The organism is Enterobacter cloacae complex sp. P42RS (genome assembly GCF_014930595.1).
In the GTDB taxonomy this organism is placed as follows: Bacteria; Pseudomonadota; Gammaproteobacteria; order Enterobacterales; family Enterobacteriaceae; genus Enterobacter; species Enterobacter bugandensis.
Genome location: NZ_JADBRK010000005.1, coordinates 21,007 through 38,303 on the forward strand (window position 1 = coordinate 21,007; position 17,297 = coordinate 38,303).

The 17,297-nt window shown below is 56.9% G+C and carries 13 protein-coding genes and 3 tRNA genes; 9 read left to right on the plus strand and 7 right to left on the minus strand.

What is annotated here, in order from left to right:
* Nucleotides 1-2 precede the first annotated feature (2 nt).
* From frdC to frdA, 3 genes are read right to left on the minus strand one after another with little or no spacing between them, the layout of a single operon-like run.
* Entirely contained in the window at nucleotides 3-398 is a 396-nt protein-coding gene (gene frdC / locus IM314_RS07950; protein WP_028015239.1) for a fumarate reductase subunit FrdC, read from the minus strand.
* Nucleotides 399-408: 10 nt separating this feature from the next.
* Entirely contained in the window at nucleotides 409-1,143 is a 735-nt protein-coding gene (locus IM314_RS07955; RefSeq protein WP_041911494.1) for a succinate dehydrogenase/fumarate reductase iron-sulfur subunit, read from the minus strand.
* Entirely contained in the window at nucleotides 1,136-2,926 is a 1,791-nt protein-coding gene (frdA, locus tag IM314_RS07960) for a fumarate reductase (quinol) flavoprotein subunit (RefSeq protein ID WP_193358631.1), read from the minus strand. Before frdA ends, IM314_RS07955 begins: the two co-directional genes overlap by 8 nt.
* 310 nt (nucleotides 2,927-3,236) lie before the next feature.
* On the opposite strand from frdA, the gene epmA reads away from it, so the two are divergent.
* Nucleotides 3,237-4,214, plus strand: a complete 978-nt coding sequence (gene epmA, locus IM314_RS07965; protein ID WP_045261279.1) for an elongation factor P--(R)-beta-lysine ligase — start codon at nucleotides 3,237-3,239, stop codon at nucleotides 4,212-4,214.
* A gap of 198 nt (nucleotides 4,215-4,412) precedes the next feature.
* The gene (yjeM, locus tag IM314_RS07970; protein WP_193358630.1) at nucleotides 4,413-5,912 is read left to right on the plus strand and encodes a glutamate/gamma-aminobutyrate family transporter YjeM; all 1,500 of its coding nucleotides are present in this window, start codon (nucleotides 4,413-4,415) and stop codon (nucleotides 5,910-5,912) included.
* A 37-nt stretch (nucleotides 5,913-5,949) separates the two neighbouring features.
* On the opposite strand, the gene mscM is transcribed toward yjeM, so the two are convergent.
* The 3 genes from mscM to rsgA form a co-directional block, all read right to left on the minus strand.
* A complete protein-coding gene (gene mscM / locus IM314_RS07975; RefSeq protein ID WP_163332753.1) occupies nucleotides 5,950-9,273 on the minus strand; it encodes a miniconductance mechanosensitive channel MscM in 3,324 nt (1,107 codons plus the stop codon).
* A 19-nt stretch (nucleotides 9,274-9,292) separates the two neighbouring features.
* Nucleotides 9,293-10,261 (minus strand): archaetidylserine decarboxylase, encoded by a 969-nt coding sequence (gene asd / locus IM314_RS07980; RefSeq protein WP_028015245.1) that lies wholly within the window; start codon nucleotides 10,259-10,261, stop codon nucleotides 9,293-9,295.
* A gap of 97 nt (nucleotides 10,262-10,358) precedes the next feature.
* Nucleotides 10,359-11,411 carry a small ribosomal subunit biogenesis GTPase RsgA gene (rsgA, locus tag IM314_RS07985; protein ID WP_045631271.1) on the minus strand — a complete coding sequence of 351 codons (1,053 nt, stop codon included), beginning with the start codon at nucleotides 11,409-11,411 and terminating at the stop codon, nucleotides 10,359-10,361.
* 107 nt (nucleotides 11,412-11,518) lie between these two features.
* On the opposite strand from rsgA, the gene orn reads away from it, so the two are divergent.
* The 4 genes from orn to IM314_RS08005 all read left to right on the plus strand — a co-directional run bounded on the left by orn (nucleotide 11,519) and on the right by IM314_RS08005 (nucleotide 12,560).
* Nucleotides 11,519-12,064 carry an oligoribonuclease gene (gene orn / locus IM314_RS07990; RefSeq protein WP_028015247.1) on the plus strand — a complete coding sequence of 182 codons (546 nt, stop codon included), beginning with the start codon at nucleotides 11,519-11,521 and terminating at the stop codon, nucleotides 12,062-12,064.
* 196 nt (nucleotides 12,065-12,260) lie between these two features.
* Nucleotides 12,261-12,336, plus strand: a tRNA-Gly gene (locus IM314_RS07995).
* A 36-nt stretch (nucleotides 12,337-12,372) separates the two neighbouring features.
* A tRNA-Gly gene (locus tag IM314_RS08000) sits at nucleotides 12,373-12,448 on the plus strand.
* A 36-nt stretch (nucleotides 12,449-12,484) separates the two neighbouring features.
* Nucleotides 12,485-12,560: transfer RNA gene (locus tag IM314_RS08005), tRNA-Gly, on the plus strand.
* A gap of 270 nt (nucleotides 12,561-12,830) precedes the next feature.
* On the opposite strand, the gene queG is transcribed toward IM314_RS08005, so the two are convergent.
* Complete coding sequence (gene queG, locus IM314_RS08010; protein WP_028015248.1) at nucleotides 12,831-13,970, minus strand: tRNA epoxyqueuosine(34) reductase QueG; 1,140 nt, start codon at nucleotides 13,968-13,970, stop codon at nucleotides 12,831-12,833.
* On the opposite strand from queG, the gene nnr reads away from it, so the two are divergent.
* The 3 genes from nnr to amiB are packed head-to-tail and all read left to right on the plus strand — an operon-like array spanning nucleotide 13,969 to nucleotide 17,297.
* A complete protein-coding gene (gene nnr / locus IM314_RS08015) occupies nucleotides 13,969-15,492 on the plus strand; it encodes a bifunctional ADP-dependent NAD(P)H-hydrate dehydratase/NAD(P)H-hydrate epimerase (RefSeq protein WP_048957600.1) in 1,524 nt (507 codons plus the stop codon). The two genes, queG and nnr, sit on opposite strands and share 2 nt — an antisense overlap.
* On the plus strand, nucleotides 15,485-15,946 hold the full coding sequence (gene tsaE, locus IM314_RS08020; RefSeq protein WP_193358629.1) for a tRNA (adenosine(37)-N6)-threonylcarbamoyltransferase complex ATPase subunit type 1 TsaE: 462 nt from the start codon (nucleotides 15,485-15,487) through the stop codon (nucleotides 15,944-15,946). Before nnr ends, tsaE begins: the two co-directional genes overlap by 8 nt.
* Before the next feature lie 16 nt (nucleotides 15,947-15,962).
* Nucleotides 15,963-17,297, plus strand: a complete 1,335-nt coding sequence (gene amiB, locus IM314_RS08025; RefSeq protein WP_028015251.1) for an N-acetylmuramoyl-L-alanine amidase AmiB — start codon at nucleotides 15,963-15,965, stop codon at nucleotides 17,295-17,297.

Sequence of the window (17,297 nt, forward strand, 5' to 3'; positions counted from 1 at the left end):
CCTTACCAGAACAGTGCGACAAACAGAATGACAACCGTGACCAGGATCGTCACTGCCCATAGCCCTTTAATGACTGGCTCCGGCCCCATTTTTTCGTCTTTAATGATGATGTTTGCCGCTTTTGGCGCCAGTTCAAACCAGGTTTTGGTATGAAGTAGCGCCGCCGCGAGCGCGATCAGGTTCAGAACCACGATGATTGGGTTTTGCAGGAAACCGACAAAGTTCGCCCAGGTTTCTGGCCCGTGTTTAAGGGCAAAAACGCCATACATTAACTCAAGGCTGAACCAGACCGCCGGTACCGCCGTGCCTTCACGCAGCATATAGAAGCGATAAAACGGCAGGTTTTTCCACCAGGTGGACGGCACAGGCCGCACGTAGGCTTTGCGTTTAGTCGTCATCATGCACTCCTTAGCGTGGTTTCAGGGTAGCGATAAGAAAGTCTTTCGAGCTTTCCACTTTACCCTGCTGAATTGCGGCGGCCGGGTCGACGTGCTTCGGACAGACTTCAGAGCAGTAGCCCACAAACGTACAGGTCCAGACGCCGTTCTGGCCGTTTAGCTGCGCCATACGTTCTTTTTTGCCGTGGTCGCGGCTGTCTTCGTTATAGCGGTGCGCCAGGGTAATGGCGGCCGGGCCGATGAACTCCGGGTTCAGGCCAAACTGAGGACAGGCGGCGTAACACAGGCCGCAGTTGATGCAGCCGGAGAACTGATGGTATTTCGCCATCTGCGCCGGCGTCTGGGTGTTCGGACCCTGGTCCGGCGTGCGCGGGTTGCCGATGATGTACGGCTTAATCGCTTCCAGGCTTTCGATAAAGTGGGTCATATCGACCACCAGATCGCGCTCGATTGGGAAGTTGCCCAGCGCTTCAACCTTAATGCCTTTGGTGTAATCACGCAGGAAGGTTTTACAGGCCAACTTCGGCACCTTGTTGACCATCATGCCGCAGGAGCCGCAGATCGCCATGCGGCAGGACCAGCGGTAGCTCAGGTCCGGCGCCAGGTTGTCTTTGATATAGCCGAGCGCATCCAGGAGGGAGGTTTGCTCGTCATAAGGCACTTCGTAGAAAGCGCTGTGGGGGGCGGTATCCACTTCCGGGTTGTAGCGCACCACTTCAACTTTCAATTTTTGCATCTCAGCCATTCTCCTTCTCCTTCTTCTCGGCGGCTTCTGCTTCTGCGCCATACACGCGTTTAGCCGGTGGCAGCGTGGTGATTTTCACGTCGCTGTAGTCCAGACGCGTGGTGCCATCCGCATCGCGCCAGGCGAGAGTGTGTTTCAGGAAATTGACGTCGTCACGTTCGGTGCAGCCTTCGTCCAGACGCTGGTGGGCGCCGCGAGACTCTTTACGCGCCAGCGCAGAGTGCGCCATACATTCCGCGACGTTCAGGCCGTGGCCAAGCTCAATGGTATAGAGCAGGTCGGTGTTGAAGACGCTGGAGGTATCGGTGATGCGCACGCGCTTGAAGCGCTCCTGAAGCTCCGCCAGCTTGTCGACGGTTTTCTGCATCAGTTCCGGCGTACGGTAGATACCGCAGCCTTCTTCCATCGACAGGCCCATCTCGTCGCGGATCTTCGACCAGTTCTCGTTGCCTTCCTGGTTCACCAGATCCTTCAGGCGTTTTTCAACGTCTGTGACCTGCGCATCCAGTGCCGCACCGTTTGCTTCGACTGCGGTCGCCGCACGCTCCATGGCGCGCTCGCCCGCCATGCGGCCAAAGACGACCAGCTCTGCCAGCGAGTTAGAGCCCAGACGGTTGGCGCCGTGCAGGCCGACGGAGGAACACTCGCCCACGGCGAACAGCCCTTTAATGCGGGTTTCACACTGCTGGTCGGTTTCAATCCCGCCCATGGTGTAGTGCGCGGTTGGGCGTACCGGTATCGGCTCTTTCACCGGGTCGACGCCCACGTAGGCTTTTGCCAGTTCGCAGATAAACGGCAGACGCTCCAGCAGTTTCTTCTCGCCCAGGTGACGCAGGTCGAGATAGACCACGTCGCCGCGTGGCGTTGAGATGGTGTTGCCCTTGCGCCACTCGTGCCAGAAGGCCTGAGAAACTTTGTCGCGCGGGCCGAGCTCCATGTATTTGTTCTTCGGCTCGCCGAGCGGGGTTTCCGGGCCCATGCCGTAATCCTGCAGATAACGGTAGCCGTTTTTGTTGACCAGAATACCGCCTTCACCGCGGCAGCCTTCCGTCATCAGAATACCGGAGCCCGGCAGGCCGGTTGGGTGATACTGCACAAACTCCATATCGCGCAGCGGCACGCCGTGGCTCAGCGCCATGCCCATCCCGTCGCCGGTGACGATGCCGCCGTTGGTGTTGTAGCGATAGACGCGACCCGCACCGCCCGTTGCCATCACCACCGCATTGGCGCGGATCTGGACGAGCGTGCCTTCCATCATATTCATCGCCACCAGGCCACGTGCATGACCGTCGTCGACCAGAATGTCGAGGACAAAATGTTCATCGAAGCGCTGAATTTGTGGGAACTGAAGGGAGGTCTGGAAGAGGGTGTGCAGCATGTGGAAGCCGGTCTTATCGGCGGCGAACCAGGTACGTTCGATCTTCATGCCACCGAAGCGGCGGACGTTAACGCTGCCGTCCGGGCGGCGGCTCCACGGACATCCCCACTGCTCGAGCTGGGTCATCTCCGTTGGGCAATGGTGCACGAAGTAGTCAACGACATCCTGTTCGCAAAGCCAGTCGCCCCCTGCAACCGTGTCGTGGAAATGGTATTCGAAGCTGTCATGATCCTGCGCGACGGCGGCGGATCCTCCTTCTGCTGCCACCGTGTGGCTGCGCATCGGATAGACTTTTGAAATCAATGCGATTTTAGCGTTAGGGTTGGCTTGTGCCGCAGCAATTGCAGCGCGTAATCCAGCCCCGCCAGCGCCTATTACGGCAAGATCGGCTTGAAAAGTTTGCACGACATTCCTCCAGATTTTTGTTTTCCCGCAATGCGATGCACTAAAGGAAGTTCACCTGCCCGAACGGGCGATTGCGGAAGCGATTCCACTGCTCCTTTATGGGTATAACAGTATAACCGCGTAGATGTGAGGGAAATTTGACGTGTTCGATTTTTTTGCTGTTCTGTGCGGTGATTTATCATCGTGATTGATGAATTGCATCACAGAATAATCCACATAAATGAAATACGCGTTTTTACTGCGCAAAATTTGTCTCTGCCACTGCTAACGAGTAGACTTCGTGCCCTTGTCTGAAATCGGAGAAAAACTCATGAGCGAAACGGCCACCTGGCAGCCGAGCGCATCCATCCCAAATCTGTTAAAACGCGCCGCAATTATGACGGAGATCCGCCGTTTCTTTGCCGACCGCGGCGTCCTGGAGGTGGAAACCCCGTGCATGAGTCAGGCAACGGTAACGGATATTCATCTGGTCCCGTTTGAAACCCGTTTTGTTGGCCCAGGCCACTCCCAGGGCATGAATCTGTATCTGATGACCAGCCCGGAATATCACATGAAGCGCCTGCTGGCGGCGGGGTGTGGTCCGGTGTATCAGCTGTGCCGCAGCTTCCGTAATGAAGAAATGGGGCGTCACCACAACCCGGAATTCACCATGCTGGAGTGGTACCGCCCGCACTATGATATGTACCGCCTGATGAATGAGGTGGACGATTTGCTGCAGCAGGTACTGGACTGCTCTGAAGCCGAAACGCTCTCCTATCAGCAGGCCTTCCAGCGCCATCTGGAAATCGATCCGCTGTCGGCGGACAAAGCTCAGCTGCGTGAAGTGGCGGCAAAACTGGATCTGAGCAACGTGGCGGATACCGAAGAGGATCGCGACACGCTGCTGCAGCTGCTGTTCACCTTCGGCGTGGAACCGCAGATTGGCAAAGATCGCCCGACGTTTGTCTATCACTTCCCGGCAAGCCAGGCGTCACTGGCGCAGATCAGCACCGAAGACCACCGCGTGGCGGAACGTTTTGAGGTCTATTACAAAGGTATTGAGCTGGCGAACGGCTTCCACGAACTGACCGACGCGCGCGAGCAGGCGCAACGTTTCGAGCAGGATAACCGCAAACGCGCCGCGCGCGGCCTGCCACAGCAGCCGATCGATACCAACCTGCTGGAAGCGTTAAAGGCGGGTCTGCCAGATTGCTCCGGCGTGGCGCTGGGCGTAGACCGTCTGGTGATGCTGGCGCTGGGCGCCGAGCAGCTGGGCGATGTGATTGCCTTTACGGTCGATCGCGCCTAAAGCATGGCCGGGTGGCGCTGTCGCTTACCCGGCATATAGTATCTGTGGCAATTTTCCTTTCCATTTCTTCTCCGCAACATTAAAAACTGCCATTTTCTCTGTACACGTGTCTTTTTCTTAAATTGCCTCGTATAGCCACAATATTAGTCTGGTCATCTGCTACCATCCGCGCAGTTTAATTCCTCTTCGGATGGTTATATGTCCCAGTCACTCAAAAAGATGACCCTCACCGGGCTCATTCTGATGATTTTTACGTCAGTTTTTGGCTTTGCCAACAGCCCGTCGGCTTTCTATCTGATGGGCTACAGCGCGACGCCGTTTTATATCGTTTCTGCTCTGTTCTTCTTTATCCCGTTTGCGCTGATGATGGCGGAGATGGGCTCGGCTTACCGGAAAGAAGAGGGCGGTATCTATTCATGGATGAACAACAGCATCGGCCCGCGCTACGCGTTTATCGGCACGTTTATGTGGTTCTCCTCCTACGTCGTCTGGATGGTCAGCACGGCGGCCAAAGTCTGGGTGCCGTTCTCCACGTTTCTTTTCGGTGCGGATAAAACGCAGGTCTGGTCTTTAGCCGGGCTGAGCTCCACGCAGGTGGTCGGAATTCTGGCGGTGTGCTGGATGGTGGTGGTGACGCTGGTGGCGTCAAAAGGCATCAACAAAATTGCCCGTATCACTGCCGTTGGCGGTATTTCCGTGATGTGCCTGAACCTGGTGCTGCTGCTGGTGAGTATCGCCATTCTGTGCCTGAACGGCGGACACTTCGCGCAGGAGGTGAACTTCGTTTCATCGCCTAATCCGGGCTATCAGTCCGGGCTGGCCATGCTCTCCTTCGTGGTATTTGCCATTTTTGCCTACGGCGGTATTGAAGCGGTAGGTGGGCTGGTCGATAAGACCGAGAACCCGGAAAAAAACTTTGCCAAAGGGATTATTTTTGCCGCCATCGTGATTTCCATCGGCTATTCGCTGGCGATTTTCCTCTGGGGCGTTAGCACCAACTGGCAGCAGGTATTGAGTAACAATACCACTAACCTCGGGAACATCACCTACGTGCTGATGAAAAGCCTGGGAATGACGCTGGGTAACGCCATGCACCTGACGCCGGAAACATCGGCCACCCTGGGGATCTGGTTTGCGCGCATTACCGGCCTGTCGATGTTCCTAGCCTATACCGGCGCGTTCTTCACGCTAATCTACTCGCCGCTGAAAGCAATCATCCAGGGTACGCCAAAGGCGCTGTGGCCGGCACGCATGACGCAGCTCAATACCGCAGGCATGCCTGCCAACGCCATGTGGATGCAGTGTCTGCTGGTGTGCGTGTTCATTCTGCTGGTGTCATTTGGCGGTGATACCGCGTCTGCGTTCTATAACAAGCTGACCCTGATGGCGAACGTGTCGATGACGCTGCCGTACCTGTTCCTGACGCTGGCGTTCCCGTTCTTTAAGGCGAAGCGGGATCTTGAGCGTCCGTTTGTGATCTTCAAAACTCGCGCGGCAACGCTGCTGGCGACCACGGTGGTGGTGCTGGTCGTGGCGTTTGCCAACATCTTTACCGTTATTCAGCCCGTGGTTGAGGCGAACGACTGGAATAGCGCGCTGTGGATGGTCGGTGGGCCAGTCTTCTTCTCGCTGCTGGCGATGGGGATTTATGAGAATTACCGCCGGCGCTCAATGGCGTACGTCACGGAAGTGGCGTAGCGGTAAAATGCCCCTCCCGAAAGGGAGGGGAGAACGATTACAGACTTCCCGCCGGGCGCGATCTTGCCGCCGACGTGAGCGTTTTACCCATCTTGCGTCCGTCCATGCTTTCCAGACGCATCTGGAACGGTGGGAACGGCATATCAATACCATGCTCGCGGAAGCCCGCCAGAATCAGCTGGTGGATCTCATGGCGCAGCGGCATGCGGTGTCCCATTTCGGCGGCGTAGATACGCAGTTCGAAAATCTGGATCCCCTGCTGTAAATCAACCAGGAATACTTCCGGCGCAGGGTTATCGAGCACCAGCGTACAGCGTTCAGCGGCGGTGTAGAGGATCTGCGTGACCTCTTCACTGTTGGCATCCGACGGCGCCGGTACCGTCAGCACCACGCGCGTAACGGAGTCCGACAGGGACCAGTTGATAAACTGCTCGGTAATAAATGCCTTGTTCGGCACGATGATCTCTTTACGGTCCCAGTCGCTGATCGTGGTAGCGCGGGTGTTGATCTTCGTTACGCTCCCGGTCAGATCGCGGATCGTCACCGTATCGCCAATGCGAATCGGCTTTTCAAACAGGATGATCAGGCCGGATACAAAGTTAGCGAAAATCTCCTGCATGCCAAAGCCAAGGCCAAACGTCAGCGCGGCCACCAGCCACTGCAGTTTAGACCACTCAATACCAATCATTGAGAACCCGACCATTCCGCCAAACAGCAGTATCAGGTATTTCGTAATGGTCGTAATGGCGTATCCCGTGCCGGGGGTTAAATCCAGATGCTGCAGCAGCGCCAGCTCCAGCAGAGCCGGGAAGTTACGCACCAGTTGGGTGGTGATGATCAGCACCAGGATGGCAATCAGCACCGCGCCTAAGGTGATCGGCTCCAGGCTTTCAACGCCCTGCACCGTGGACGTCACGTCCCACAGAGAGATGTTCTCCAGGAAGCCAAACGCGGAGTGAATTTCCGACCACAGGAAGATCACCGACAGAAGGGCAATCAGCATCAGGAGGGAGCGCACCAGGCGCAGAGACTGGGTACTGATGGCATCCAGATCCAGTTCGACCTCGTCCGCATCCATCGTGCCTTCCGTGCTGTTGACATGGGCTGGCTCTTCCTCGCCACGGGCACGCTGAGCGAGGATCTCTGCCCGGCGATGCTTGGCGCGGTCAAAGGCCAGACGGCGGCGCTGGATCAGCATCCCGCGACGGATCACGTGATACACCACCAGCAGCAGGAACCAGATCGCCACCGACGTTTCCAGTCGCGCCAGCAGCGCCTGCGAGGTTGCCAGGTAACCTACCGCCGCTGCCAGCATCGCAATCAGAGGAGCGCTCAGCAGCAGGTTCCAGAGCAGCCGGTTGAACATGTTGTCGCCGCTGCCGGATTTATCCAGATAGAGCGGTATCCCCGCGCGTTTCAGGCTGAGCGTGACGATGGCCAGCGCGCCGCAGATCAGCATAAAGCAGAGGCGCCCCAGCGAGCCTGAGAATTCCCGGTCGTTGAGATTATCAAACATGATCAGCGCCATAATCAGCGGCACAATCAGCCCGATGCTCATCAGGTAATAGCGCATGGCGCGCGCCACGCGATTACGAGGCCAGCCAAAATGGGCGATGAACAGGCCGTTAGGCCGCGCGAACGTCGCGCAAATCATCACCACCCACAGCAACGGTACCGTGGCGGTGACGCCATCGCCAATGGCGACCGCGAGCGGATAGGGCCAGGCTTCCCGCAGGCCATAGCCAAGCGTCATCCACAGCACCGGTAGCGGAGAGGCGACAAGAATCGACCAGAACACGGTGCGCAGCGTCAGCCAGAAGTGATCCTGAGTGACTTTCCCCACCCGCGCGCTGGAACGCTCCAGGAAGCGGGTGAAATGTCTGCGCGAATAAATGCTGAAGCCCACCAGAACCAACGCGCCCAGCAGCGGGAAAATCGTCTCTTTACTGGTCAGCATCATCACGCTGGCCTGTCCGAGCTGGCTAAAGGTGTCGAGGGAAATCAGGCGGCGCAGATCCTGAACGATCTCAATTGGCCACGAGAAGGTCATTGGACGTACGTCGGATGTCCAGAAGAGATAACGGTGCGTAGCCTCGTTCACCTCTTTCAGCGCGTCTTCCAGCTGGCTGTTAGAGACCTTGAGCTTAGTCAGTTCCAGAATCAGCGTATCCCCGCCCTGCAGCAGGGAGTTCAGCAGTTCGCGCTGGGTGCGCAGCTGGGCTTCCAGAATACGGTTTTGCTCGCTGGTCAGAGGTTGTCCGTCAGCCTGACGGATCTGGCGTATTTGCGGCTGCTTATTGAGAAGATCTTCAAAGTGCAGTCGCTGCACGCGCAGCTGGGCCATCTCGGTATCCAGCTGCTGCGGTTTCGGCATTTCCGGCAGGCGCGCGACCTGGGCGCGTAACGCTTCGCCCAGCAGGTTTGATGACCCGAGCCACTGGGACTGCTCGCGCAGGGTGTTGAGCGCCTGGCGCACCTGCAGGGTTTGATTCGTCGCCTGACGCTGCTGGGAGGCAACCAGATCCATACGCTGCGCCTGCTGATTCAGGGCGGCAGAAAGCTCGCGGTTGACCTTAAACTGATCGACGATACCTTCCGGCAGATTGGCGCTGTTTTCCGCCAGCAGCTCGGTGCTTTCAAGCGCTCGCTCGGCTTCGCGCTGGCGCTGGCTGTTAAGCAAATTGCGCAGGGCCTGAAGGTACGCATCCAGCTGCTCGCTCTGCTTCTGAGCGAGTTCAGAGCGCATCCGCGCCAGCTCCTGGCGGTTGTTGGCGGAAAGCTGCGCCAGCTCCAGCTCATCTACAAGGGCCTTCAGACGGGCAGATTCCGCCTGCAGACCCAGATTTTGCGCCTGAGCCTGCGGCGTGTTGCCGCTTTGCGTACCCACGCGGCGCTCAACGTCGTTAAGCTGGCGGCGGGCGTCGGTTTGCTGCTGCGGAAGCTGGCTGAGTGAGTCGGCAATTTCACGTGCTCGCTCCTGCTCCTGCTGAGCCTGGCGGCTCTTTTCCAGGAGCTGGCTGCTGACCTGCAGGATTTCCTGATTCAGGGCGTCGGTGGTCATGCCTTCCGGCACTTCGCGGGGCTCATCGCGCAGATTAGCGAGCTGCGCGCGCAGCGTTTGCGAGAGTTTAGGGAAGTTGTCGATAACCTGCTGATACTGCTGAGCGCGCTCAAGCGAGCCTTTCCGCTCTTCAAGCGCGTTCAGTGCGGACTGGAGTGACTCAACGGTCTCTGGCTGAGCGGGTTTAGCCGCTTTCGCCTGCTCCAGCTCCTGGGTTATCTGTTTGGCGTCGGGGGCTGTCGCTGCGTACGCCCCCATGCTGAGGCACCAGGCCATCAGTAGAACGATAATCGGGCGCACGTCAGCGATCCTTCTGTTGTTAGCCTTCGTCTTTTTTGTCGTCAACCAGCGGGCTGGCGTCGTGCTCGGCGTCGATCTCTTCTTGCGGCAGCGGAGCAGGTTCTGCATCCGGCGTCACGAAGGTTTCGGTAGAGACCGCCAGCGGCTGACCCAGTTTGGTGACCGACAGGCTTTCGAGCTGCTCAGCCAGCTTCACTTTGCCCGGCGCAAACAGGTTGATGACGGTAGAGCCCAGCTTAAAGCGACCCATCTCCTGGCCTTTCAGCAGGGCGACAGAGCCTTCTTCTTCACCGGCAGGCCACGTCCAGCGCTTGATCACGCCTTCACGCGGCGGGGTAATGGTGCCAGCCCAGACGGTTTCGATGCTGCCGACAATGGTCGCGCCCACCAGAATCTGCGCCATAGGGCCGAATTCAGTATCGAACAGGCAGATGACGCGTTCGTTACGGGCAAACAGGTTCGGTACGTTTTGCGCGGTCAGGTGGTTCACGGAGAACAGATCGCCCGGCACGTAGATCATCTCACGCAGGATACCGTTACACGGCATGTGTACGCGGTGGTAGTCGCGCGGTGACAGATAGGTGGTGGCAAAGGTGCCGTTGCGGAACAGGTCCGCCATCAGGTAATTGCCCGCCAGCAGCGCTTCCAGGCTGTAGTTGTGGCCCTTCGCCTGCAGGATTTTGTCGTCTTCGATGTTACCCAACTGGCTGATCACGCCGTCTGCTGGCATCACCAGGACGTTAGGGTCGGTGTTCAGCGGGCGCACTTCGTCGCGGAGCGGGCGCACGAAAAACTCGTTGAACGTGCGGTAGCTGGCGGTGTCCGGCTTCTGCGCTTCTTTCATGTCGACCTTGTAATACTTAACGAAAAGGTCGATGACCAGTTTGGTCAGCCAGCCCGCGCGTTTGCTTGCGCCCCAGCCCGCCAGGCGAGTGAGCCACAGTTTTGGCAGAATGTATTGAAGCGAAAGTTTAAATGCGTTTAACAAGGTAGCCTCCAGGCCATTGTTTTGTCGTTCCTGATCCGGCAGTAAGCCGCCGGAACCTGAAAAAAGGGGACGATTTTAGCGATGCTTAGCTTAGTTGTCAGTTATCAGAATCAGAAAAGTTTTTACGCGTTTTTACCTGATCCATGCTCTCAAGAATGCGGTGGTAATTCTCGAAGCGGGTCTCCGCGATTTCACCTTTCTCAACCGCTTCGCGGATAGCGCAGCCTGGATCGTTATCGTGTTTGCAGTCGCGGTATTTGCAAGCGCCTAAATAATCATGGAATTCGACAAATCCATTAAAGATTTGTTCCGGCTCAAGATGCCATAAACCGAATTCACGCACGCCCGGTGAGTCGATCACATCGCCGCCGTGAGGGAAATGATAGAGACGTGAGGCGGTGGTGGTGTGCTGGCCGAGGCCCGAGACGTCAGACACATCGTTAGTGAGGATCTCCTGCTGGAGGCCGAGAAGGTTGTTTAGCAGGCTCGATTTCCCCACGCCGGACTGACCCGCAAAGATGCTGATGCGATCGGTAAGCGCCTCTTCCAGCGGTTTCAGTCCGTCTTTGGTGTAGCTGGACACCATCAGAACGCGGTAGCCAATCTTGCGGTAGATATCCATCTGCTCATTAACGAAAGCCATGCCTTCGTCATCCAGCAGATCGATTTTGTTCAGCACGATAATCGGTTCAACCAGCAGCGTTTCACAGGCGACAAGGTATCGGTCGATAATATTGAGCGAAAGTTCGGGCAAAATCGCCGATACGATGACAATCTGGTTAATGTTGGCGGCAATCGGCTTCACCCCGTCGTAAAAATCGGGACGGGTTAACACGGACGTACGCTCATGGACCGCTTCAACGATACCTTTTACCGTAACGCCCTCTGCCGCCTCTTTACCCGGTCGCCAGACGACGCGGTCGCCGGTCACCAGAGAACGAATGGTCCGGCGAATGTTACAGCGGTGGATTTCGCCATCGGCGGATTCCACGTCGGCGTGCATACCGAAACGGCTGATAACTACGCCTTCCGTTGGTTCGCCAAACAGGTTGTCGTCGTAATCGACCTTCTCCGAAGTGGTTTTAAGACGGCGCTGATGATTGGCATTCACGCGGCGCTGCTGCCCTTTGGAGAGTTTATTTTTACTCAATCGCACTGGCTCCTGGTCGCCCGTAAGGGGCAAAACCTCTATGATACACTCTAATTAATACTAGTTAACCTGCTACTGCCGGTTATGCGAGAAGGGTGGAAAATAACATGAGCGCGGATGAAAACAACCTGATTTGGATCGATCTCGAAATGACCGGGCTGGATCCCGAGCGCGATCGCATTATTGAGATTGCAACTCTGGTGACCGATGCCAACCTGAATATCCTTGCCGAAGGGCCAACGATTGCGGTGCATCAGTCCGACGACCAGCTTGCGCTGATGGATGAGTGGAACGTGCGTACCCACACCGGCAGCGGTCTTGTCGAGCGCGTGAAGGCGAGCACGCTGGGCGATCGCGAGGCGGAACTGGCGACGCTCGAATTTCTGAAGCAGTGGGTACCAGCGGGTAAATCGCCGATCTGCGGGAACAGCATCGGTCAGGATCGCCGTTTCCTCTTCAAGTACATGCCGGAGCTGGAGTCTTACTTCCATTACCGCTATCTGGACGTGAGCACTCTGAAAGAGCTGGCGCGCCGCTGGAAGCCTGAAATTCTGGACGGCTTTAAAAAACAGGGTACGCACCAGGCGATGGACGATATCCGCGAGTCCGTGGCGGAACTCGCGTACTACCGCGAAAACTTTATTAAGCTGTGATTTTGAGATCCGGCACCTTGCGCGGCCGGGTTTTTGTCGTTAAATTGTTCAGCTTGCCGATTAAATAAGCACTTGAACTGAATTTCGAAAAAATCACTTTAAGGGGGGTTGCAGCTAAAAGGATTTCTCGTATAATGCGCCTCCCGTAACGACAGAGAATTACACGTTACGACAGCAACAAAAGCAGTACAGATTTGCGGGAATAGCTCAGTTGGTAGAGCACGACCTTGCCAAGGTCGGGGTCGCGAGTTCGAGTCTCGTTTCCCGCTCCAAAATTTGAAGGTGCTTCCACAGCACAGACTGCCCAAGCGGGAATAGCTCAGTTGGTAGAGCACGACCTTGCCAAGGTCGGGGTCGCGAGTTCGAGTCTCGTTTCCCGCTCCAAAATTTGAAAGTGCTTCTAAAGCACGGACCACCCAAGCGGGAATAGCTCAGTTGGTAGAGCACGACCTTGCCAAGGTCGGGGTCGCGAGTTCGAGTCTCGTTTCCCGCTCCAAATTCTTCTTCATCTCTAAAATATCCACAGCGAAAAGACGCGCTGGGGACGTTTTCTATTTCATCTGAAATACTCTTGTAAACAGAGTTATCCACAGAATTCGCGCTTTACCCAAACCGTACAGAAAGTTAGCAGGGTGAATAATATCTTCCCAAGTCACTGTATTAATTTGATAAAATTTCATTTCAAAATGTTATTGAGATCACTTGACCTCTTCTCAAGTCCAGATGGTGCTTGAGTTTTTATTTTTATTCACAGGCTGTGAATATATCACGCATCCCGCGTAAGCCCTTTTTCAATCACCCTAACCAGCCGCTGTTTCTTAGGAAGCTGCACCTCGACCACGCAGGCATTTCGCTTCTCGATTTGCTGCGCAATCGCCCATTCTATGTGTTCATCAAGAAGTGGGTGCTCACCTCTACGGCTTTCGAGCGCCTGAATATTCGCTTCATCCCACGGGGCATTGCCCAGCGCGACGGCCACGTTTCGCAGCCAGCGCAGGTGGCCGATACGCCGAATAGCGGAACCTTCCGTCACCTTCAGAAACCAGGCTTCGGTCCAGGCGAACAGCTCAATAAGCTGTGGCGCATGCAGCGCTTTACGCGGGCTGAAGTCCTCTTCGTCCGTCAGCTGTGAATAGCGGTTCCACGGGCAAATCAGCTGACAGTCGTCGCAGCCGTAGATCCGGTTGCCGATAAGCGGTCGGAATTCTTCCGGGATCGCCCCTTCAAGCTCTATCGTGAGATAGGAGATGCAGCGGCGGGCATCAACGGTGTAAGGCTCAACGATGGCGCCCGTCGGGCAGATGGTCATGCAGGCCACGCAGCGGCCACAGCCTTCCTCCACCGGGCCATCTACCGGCAGGGGTAAATCTATCAGCAGCTCACCGAGGAAGAAGAACGATCCGGCGTCGCGGCTCAGGATAAGTGAGTGCTTACCTGTCCAGCCAAGTCCGGCTTTTTCGGCGATCGGGCGCTCAAGAACAGGCGCGGAATCGACAAAGGGTCTAAAATTCAGCGAATCACAGTGCTGCTGAATGGTTTCCCCGAGTTTTTTTAAGCGGTTACGCAGAAGCTTATGGTAATCACGCCCCAGAGCGTACCGGCTGACGTAACCCAGGGAGGGATTTTTTAGCGTGCGCGCAAAGGCCGCGTTGGCAGGCAGGTAGTTCATGCGCACGCTGATGACGCGTAGTGTACCCGGTAAAAGTTCATGTGGACGGGCGCGCATCATGCCGTGACGCGCCATCCACTCCATTTCGCCGTGGTATTGTTTGTCCAGCCAGGCCTGCAGTTTTGGCTCGCTGGCAGAGAGGTCGGTATCGGTAATGCCTACCTTCTGGAAGCCAAGCTCAGCACCCCACTGTTTTATTTTTTGCGCTAATTCATTGAGATCGAGGGGCTGTGACATGACGGACCATACGGTGAAGAAAAACCCCGCAAGTATACCACATTCCATCTGGCATGCGGATGACCTCCGGCGCGCCGAAAAAGAGGCCGCAGACAGTCTCGGCATTACCCTTTATGAACTGATGCAGCGCGCGGGAGAGGCGGCGTTTAACGTTGCCCGCAGCGCGTACCCGCAGTCCACTCACTGGCTGATTTTGTGCGGGCACGGCAATAACGGCGGCGACGGTTACGTCGTTGCGCGTCTTGCCGTTGCAGCCGGTCTCCGCGTTACCCTGCTGGCGCTGGAGAGTGATAAGCCCCTGCCGGAAGAGGCCTGCGCGGCGCGGGAGGCATGGCTGAACGCAGGCGGCGTGATTCATGCTCCTGATATCGTCTGGCCGGAAGATGTTGATCTGATTGTTGATGGTCTGCTGGGGACCGGGCTACGCAGCGCGCCTCGCGAAAACATTGCCGCGCTTATTGAACACGCTAACGGGTACTCTGCGCCGGTAGTCGCGCTGGATATTCCGTCGGGCCTCATCGCGCAGACCGGCGCGACGCCTGGCGCCGTTATTCAGGCTGCGCACACCGTGACCTTTATCGCCCTAAAGCCGGGCTTGTTAACCGGAAAAGCGCGGGATGTGGTCGGCGTATTGCACCATAACGCGCTGGGGCTGGAGAGCTGGCTCGTTGGACAGGAAACGCTCCTGTCGCGCTTTGATTCCTCGCAGCTAAAAGAGTGGCTTCCGCCGCGCCGCCCAACGTCTCACAAGGGCGACAACGGCAGGCTGGTGATTATTGGTGGCGATCGCGGTACGGCAGGCGCGGTTCGCATGACCGGTGAGGCGGCACTTCGCAGCGGTGCCGGGTTAGTGCGAGTACTCACTCGCATTGAAAATATTGCGCCAATCATCACAGCCCGACCGGAACTGATGGTCCATGAGCTTACGCCCCAGACGCTGGAAGAAAGCCTCGAATGGGCGGATGTGGTGGTTATTGGTCCCGGGCTTGGGCAACAGACATGGGGTAAACAGGCCCTGCAAAAGGTCGAGAATTTTCGTAAACCGATGCTGTGGGATGCCGACGCGCTTAACCTTCTGGCAATAAATCCGGATAAGCGTCACAATCGCATTCTGACGCCACACCCCGGCGAAGCCGCGCGCCTGCTTAACTGCAGCGTGGCAGAAATTGAAAGCGATCGCTTACTTTCTGCTCAGCGTCTGGTAAAACGTTACGGAGGTGTTGCCGTTTTGAAAGGGGCAGGAACCGTTGTCGCCAGTGACGAGACGCAGGGCATTATTGATGCCGGAAATGCGGGCATGGCGAGCGGCGGTATGGGCGATGTGCTTTCAGGCATCATCGGCGCATTGCTTGGACAGAAACTTCCCCTTTATGATGCAGCCTGTGCGGGCTGCGTGGCCCACGGCGCGGCAGCTGACAGGCTTGCTGTGCGGGAGGGGACACGCGGTATGCTGGCCACCGATCTCTTTTGCACGCTGCGGCGTGTTGTTAACCCGGATGTGATTGACGTAGAAAATGACTAATCGAGCGATTCCTTTACCTGATGAACAAGCCACTTTAGATCTCGGCAAGCGCGTGGCGCAGGCCTGTCAGGGGGCAACCGTCATTTATCTGTATGGCGATTTAGGTGCGGGTAAAACCACCTTCAGCCGGGGTTTTTTGCAGGCGTTAGGGCATAACGGGAACGTGAAAAGCCCTACCTACACGCTGGTCGAGCCGTACACCTTCGACAATCTTATGGTGTACCACTTTGATTTATACCGCCTTGCGGATCCTGAGGAGCTGGAATTTATGGGGATCCGTGATTATTTTGCCAACGACGCCATCTGCCTGGTGGAGTGGCCGCAACAAGGTGCGGGTGTGCTGCCTGACCCGGATGTCGAAATTCACTTAGATTACCAGGCTCAAGGGCGTGAGGCTCGCATCAGTGCGGTTTCCTCATCAGGGTGTTCCTTACTGGCGCGTCTCGCCGGTTAAGAGTAGGGATGACGGGATGATTAGTCGCGTTAAAGGTTGGGTGTTGGCTGCGACGGTGCTGCTGTGCGCGCAGGCCGGGGCGGCAAGCCTTTCGGATATTCAGGTGTCAAACGGCGAAAGCCAGGCGCGGATTACGTTCAGCTTTATGGGCGACCCTGAATACGCGTTTTCACAGCCAGACAGCCACAGCGTGGCGCTGGATATCAAACAGACAGGCGTGATCCAGGGGTTACCGCTGCGGTTCAGCGGTAACAACCTGGTGAAAAGTATCCGCTCGGGTACCCCTCAGGACAGCCAGTCGCTGCGCCTGGTGGTCGATCTGACCGAAAAGGGCAAAACGAAGGCGGTGAAGCAGCAAAACGGGGCGAACTATACGGTGGTCTTCACCATCAATGCCGATGTTCCGCCGCCTCCGCCGCCACCGGTTGTCGCGAAACGCGTGGAAGAGCCGGTGTATACGCCTCGCCCATCGGAACCTGCGCGTAATCCGTTTAAATCGCAGAACGATCGCATCACCGCGGCAACCAGCAGTAACACGGTAACGCGTCCGGCGGTCAGCGCACGGCGTACGGTCAGCGGTGACAAAGTGATTATCGCCATTGATGCCGGGCACGGTGGACAGGATCCTGGAGCGATTGGCCCGGGCGGCACGCGAGAGAAAAATGTCACTATTGCGGTGGCCCGCAAGCTGCGGACGCTGTTAAACGATGATCCGATGTTTAAAGGCGTACTAACCCGCGACGGCGACTATTTTATCTCTGTGATGGGCCGCTCAGACGTGGCGCGTAAGCAAAACGCCAATTTCCTGGTCTCCATTCACGCGGATGCCGCGCCGAACCGTAACGCGACGGGCGCCTCGGTATGGGTTCTGTCGAACCGCCGGGCAAACAGCGAAATGGCCAACTGGCTGGAAGAGCATGAGAAACAGTCTGAACTGTTAGGCGGCGCGGGTGATGTGCTGGCAAACAGCCAGTCTGACCCATACCTCAGCCAGGCGGTGCTGGATTTACAGTTCGGTCATTCTCAGCGCGTCGGGTATGATGTCGCCACTAACGTATTGAACCAGTTGCAGGGCATCGGGGCATTGCATAAGCGCCGCCCTGAACATGCGAGCCTGGGCGTTCTGCGCTCGCCGGATATTCCGTCAATTCTGGTAGAGACGGGCTTTATCAGCAATAACAGTGAAGAGCGCCTGCTGGGCAGCGACAGCTATCAGCAGCAAATTGCCGAAGCGATTTATAACGGTTTACGTAAATATTTTGAGGCGCATCCTCTGCAGTCCGCGCCGCAGGGCGGAGCAGCCCAGACGGCCAGCGCCGCGCAGCCGGGTGGGTTGACCGCCACAAATTAA

Coding starts and splice junctions, on each gene's coding strand:
- IM314_RS07955 (WP_041911494.1), bottom strand. CDS start 1,143: ATGGCTGAGATGCAAAAATTGAAAGTTGAAGTGGTGCGCTACAACCCG.
- amiB (WP_028015251.1), top strand. CDS start 15,963: ATGATTAGTCGCGTTAAAGGTTGGGTGTTGGCTGCGACGGTGCTGCTG.
- nnr (WP_048957600.1), top strand. CDS start 13,969: ATGACGGACCATACGGTGAAGAAAAACCCCGCAAGTATACCACATTCC.
- yjeM (WP_193358630.1), top strand. CDS start 4,413: ATGTCCCAGTCACTCAAAAAGATGACCCTCACCGGGCTCATTCTGATG.
- queG (WP_028015248.1), bottom strand. CDS start 13,970: ATGTCACAGCCCCTCGATCTCAATGAATTAGCGCAAAAAATAAAACAG.
- tsaE (WP_193358629.1), top strand. CDS start 15,485: ATGACTAATCGAGCGATTCCTTTACCTGATGAACAAGCCACTTTAGAT.
- frdC (WP_028015239.1), bottom strand. CDS start 398: ATGACGACTAAACGCAAAGCCTACGTGCGGCCTGTGCCGTCCACCTGG.
- orn (WP_028015247.1), top strand. CDS start 11,519: ATGAGCGCGGATGAAAACAACCTGATTTGGATCGATCTCGAAATGACC.
- epmA (WP_045261279.1), top strand. CDS start 3,237: ATGAGCGAAACGGCCACCTGGCAGCCGAGCGCATCCATCCCAAATCTG.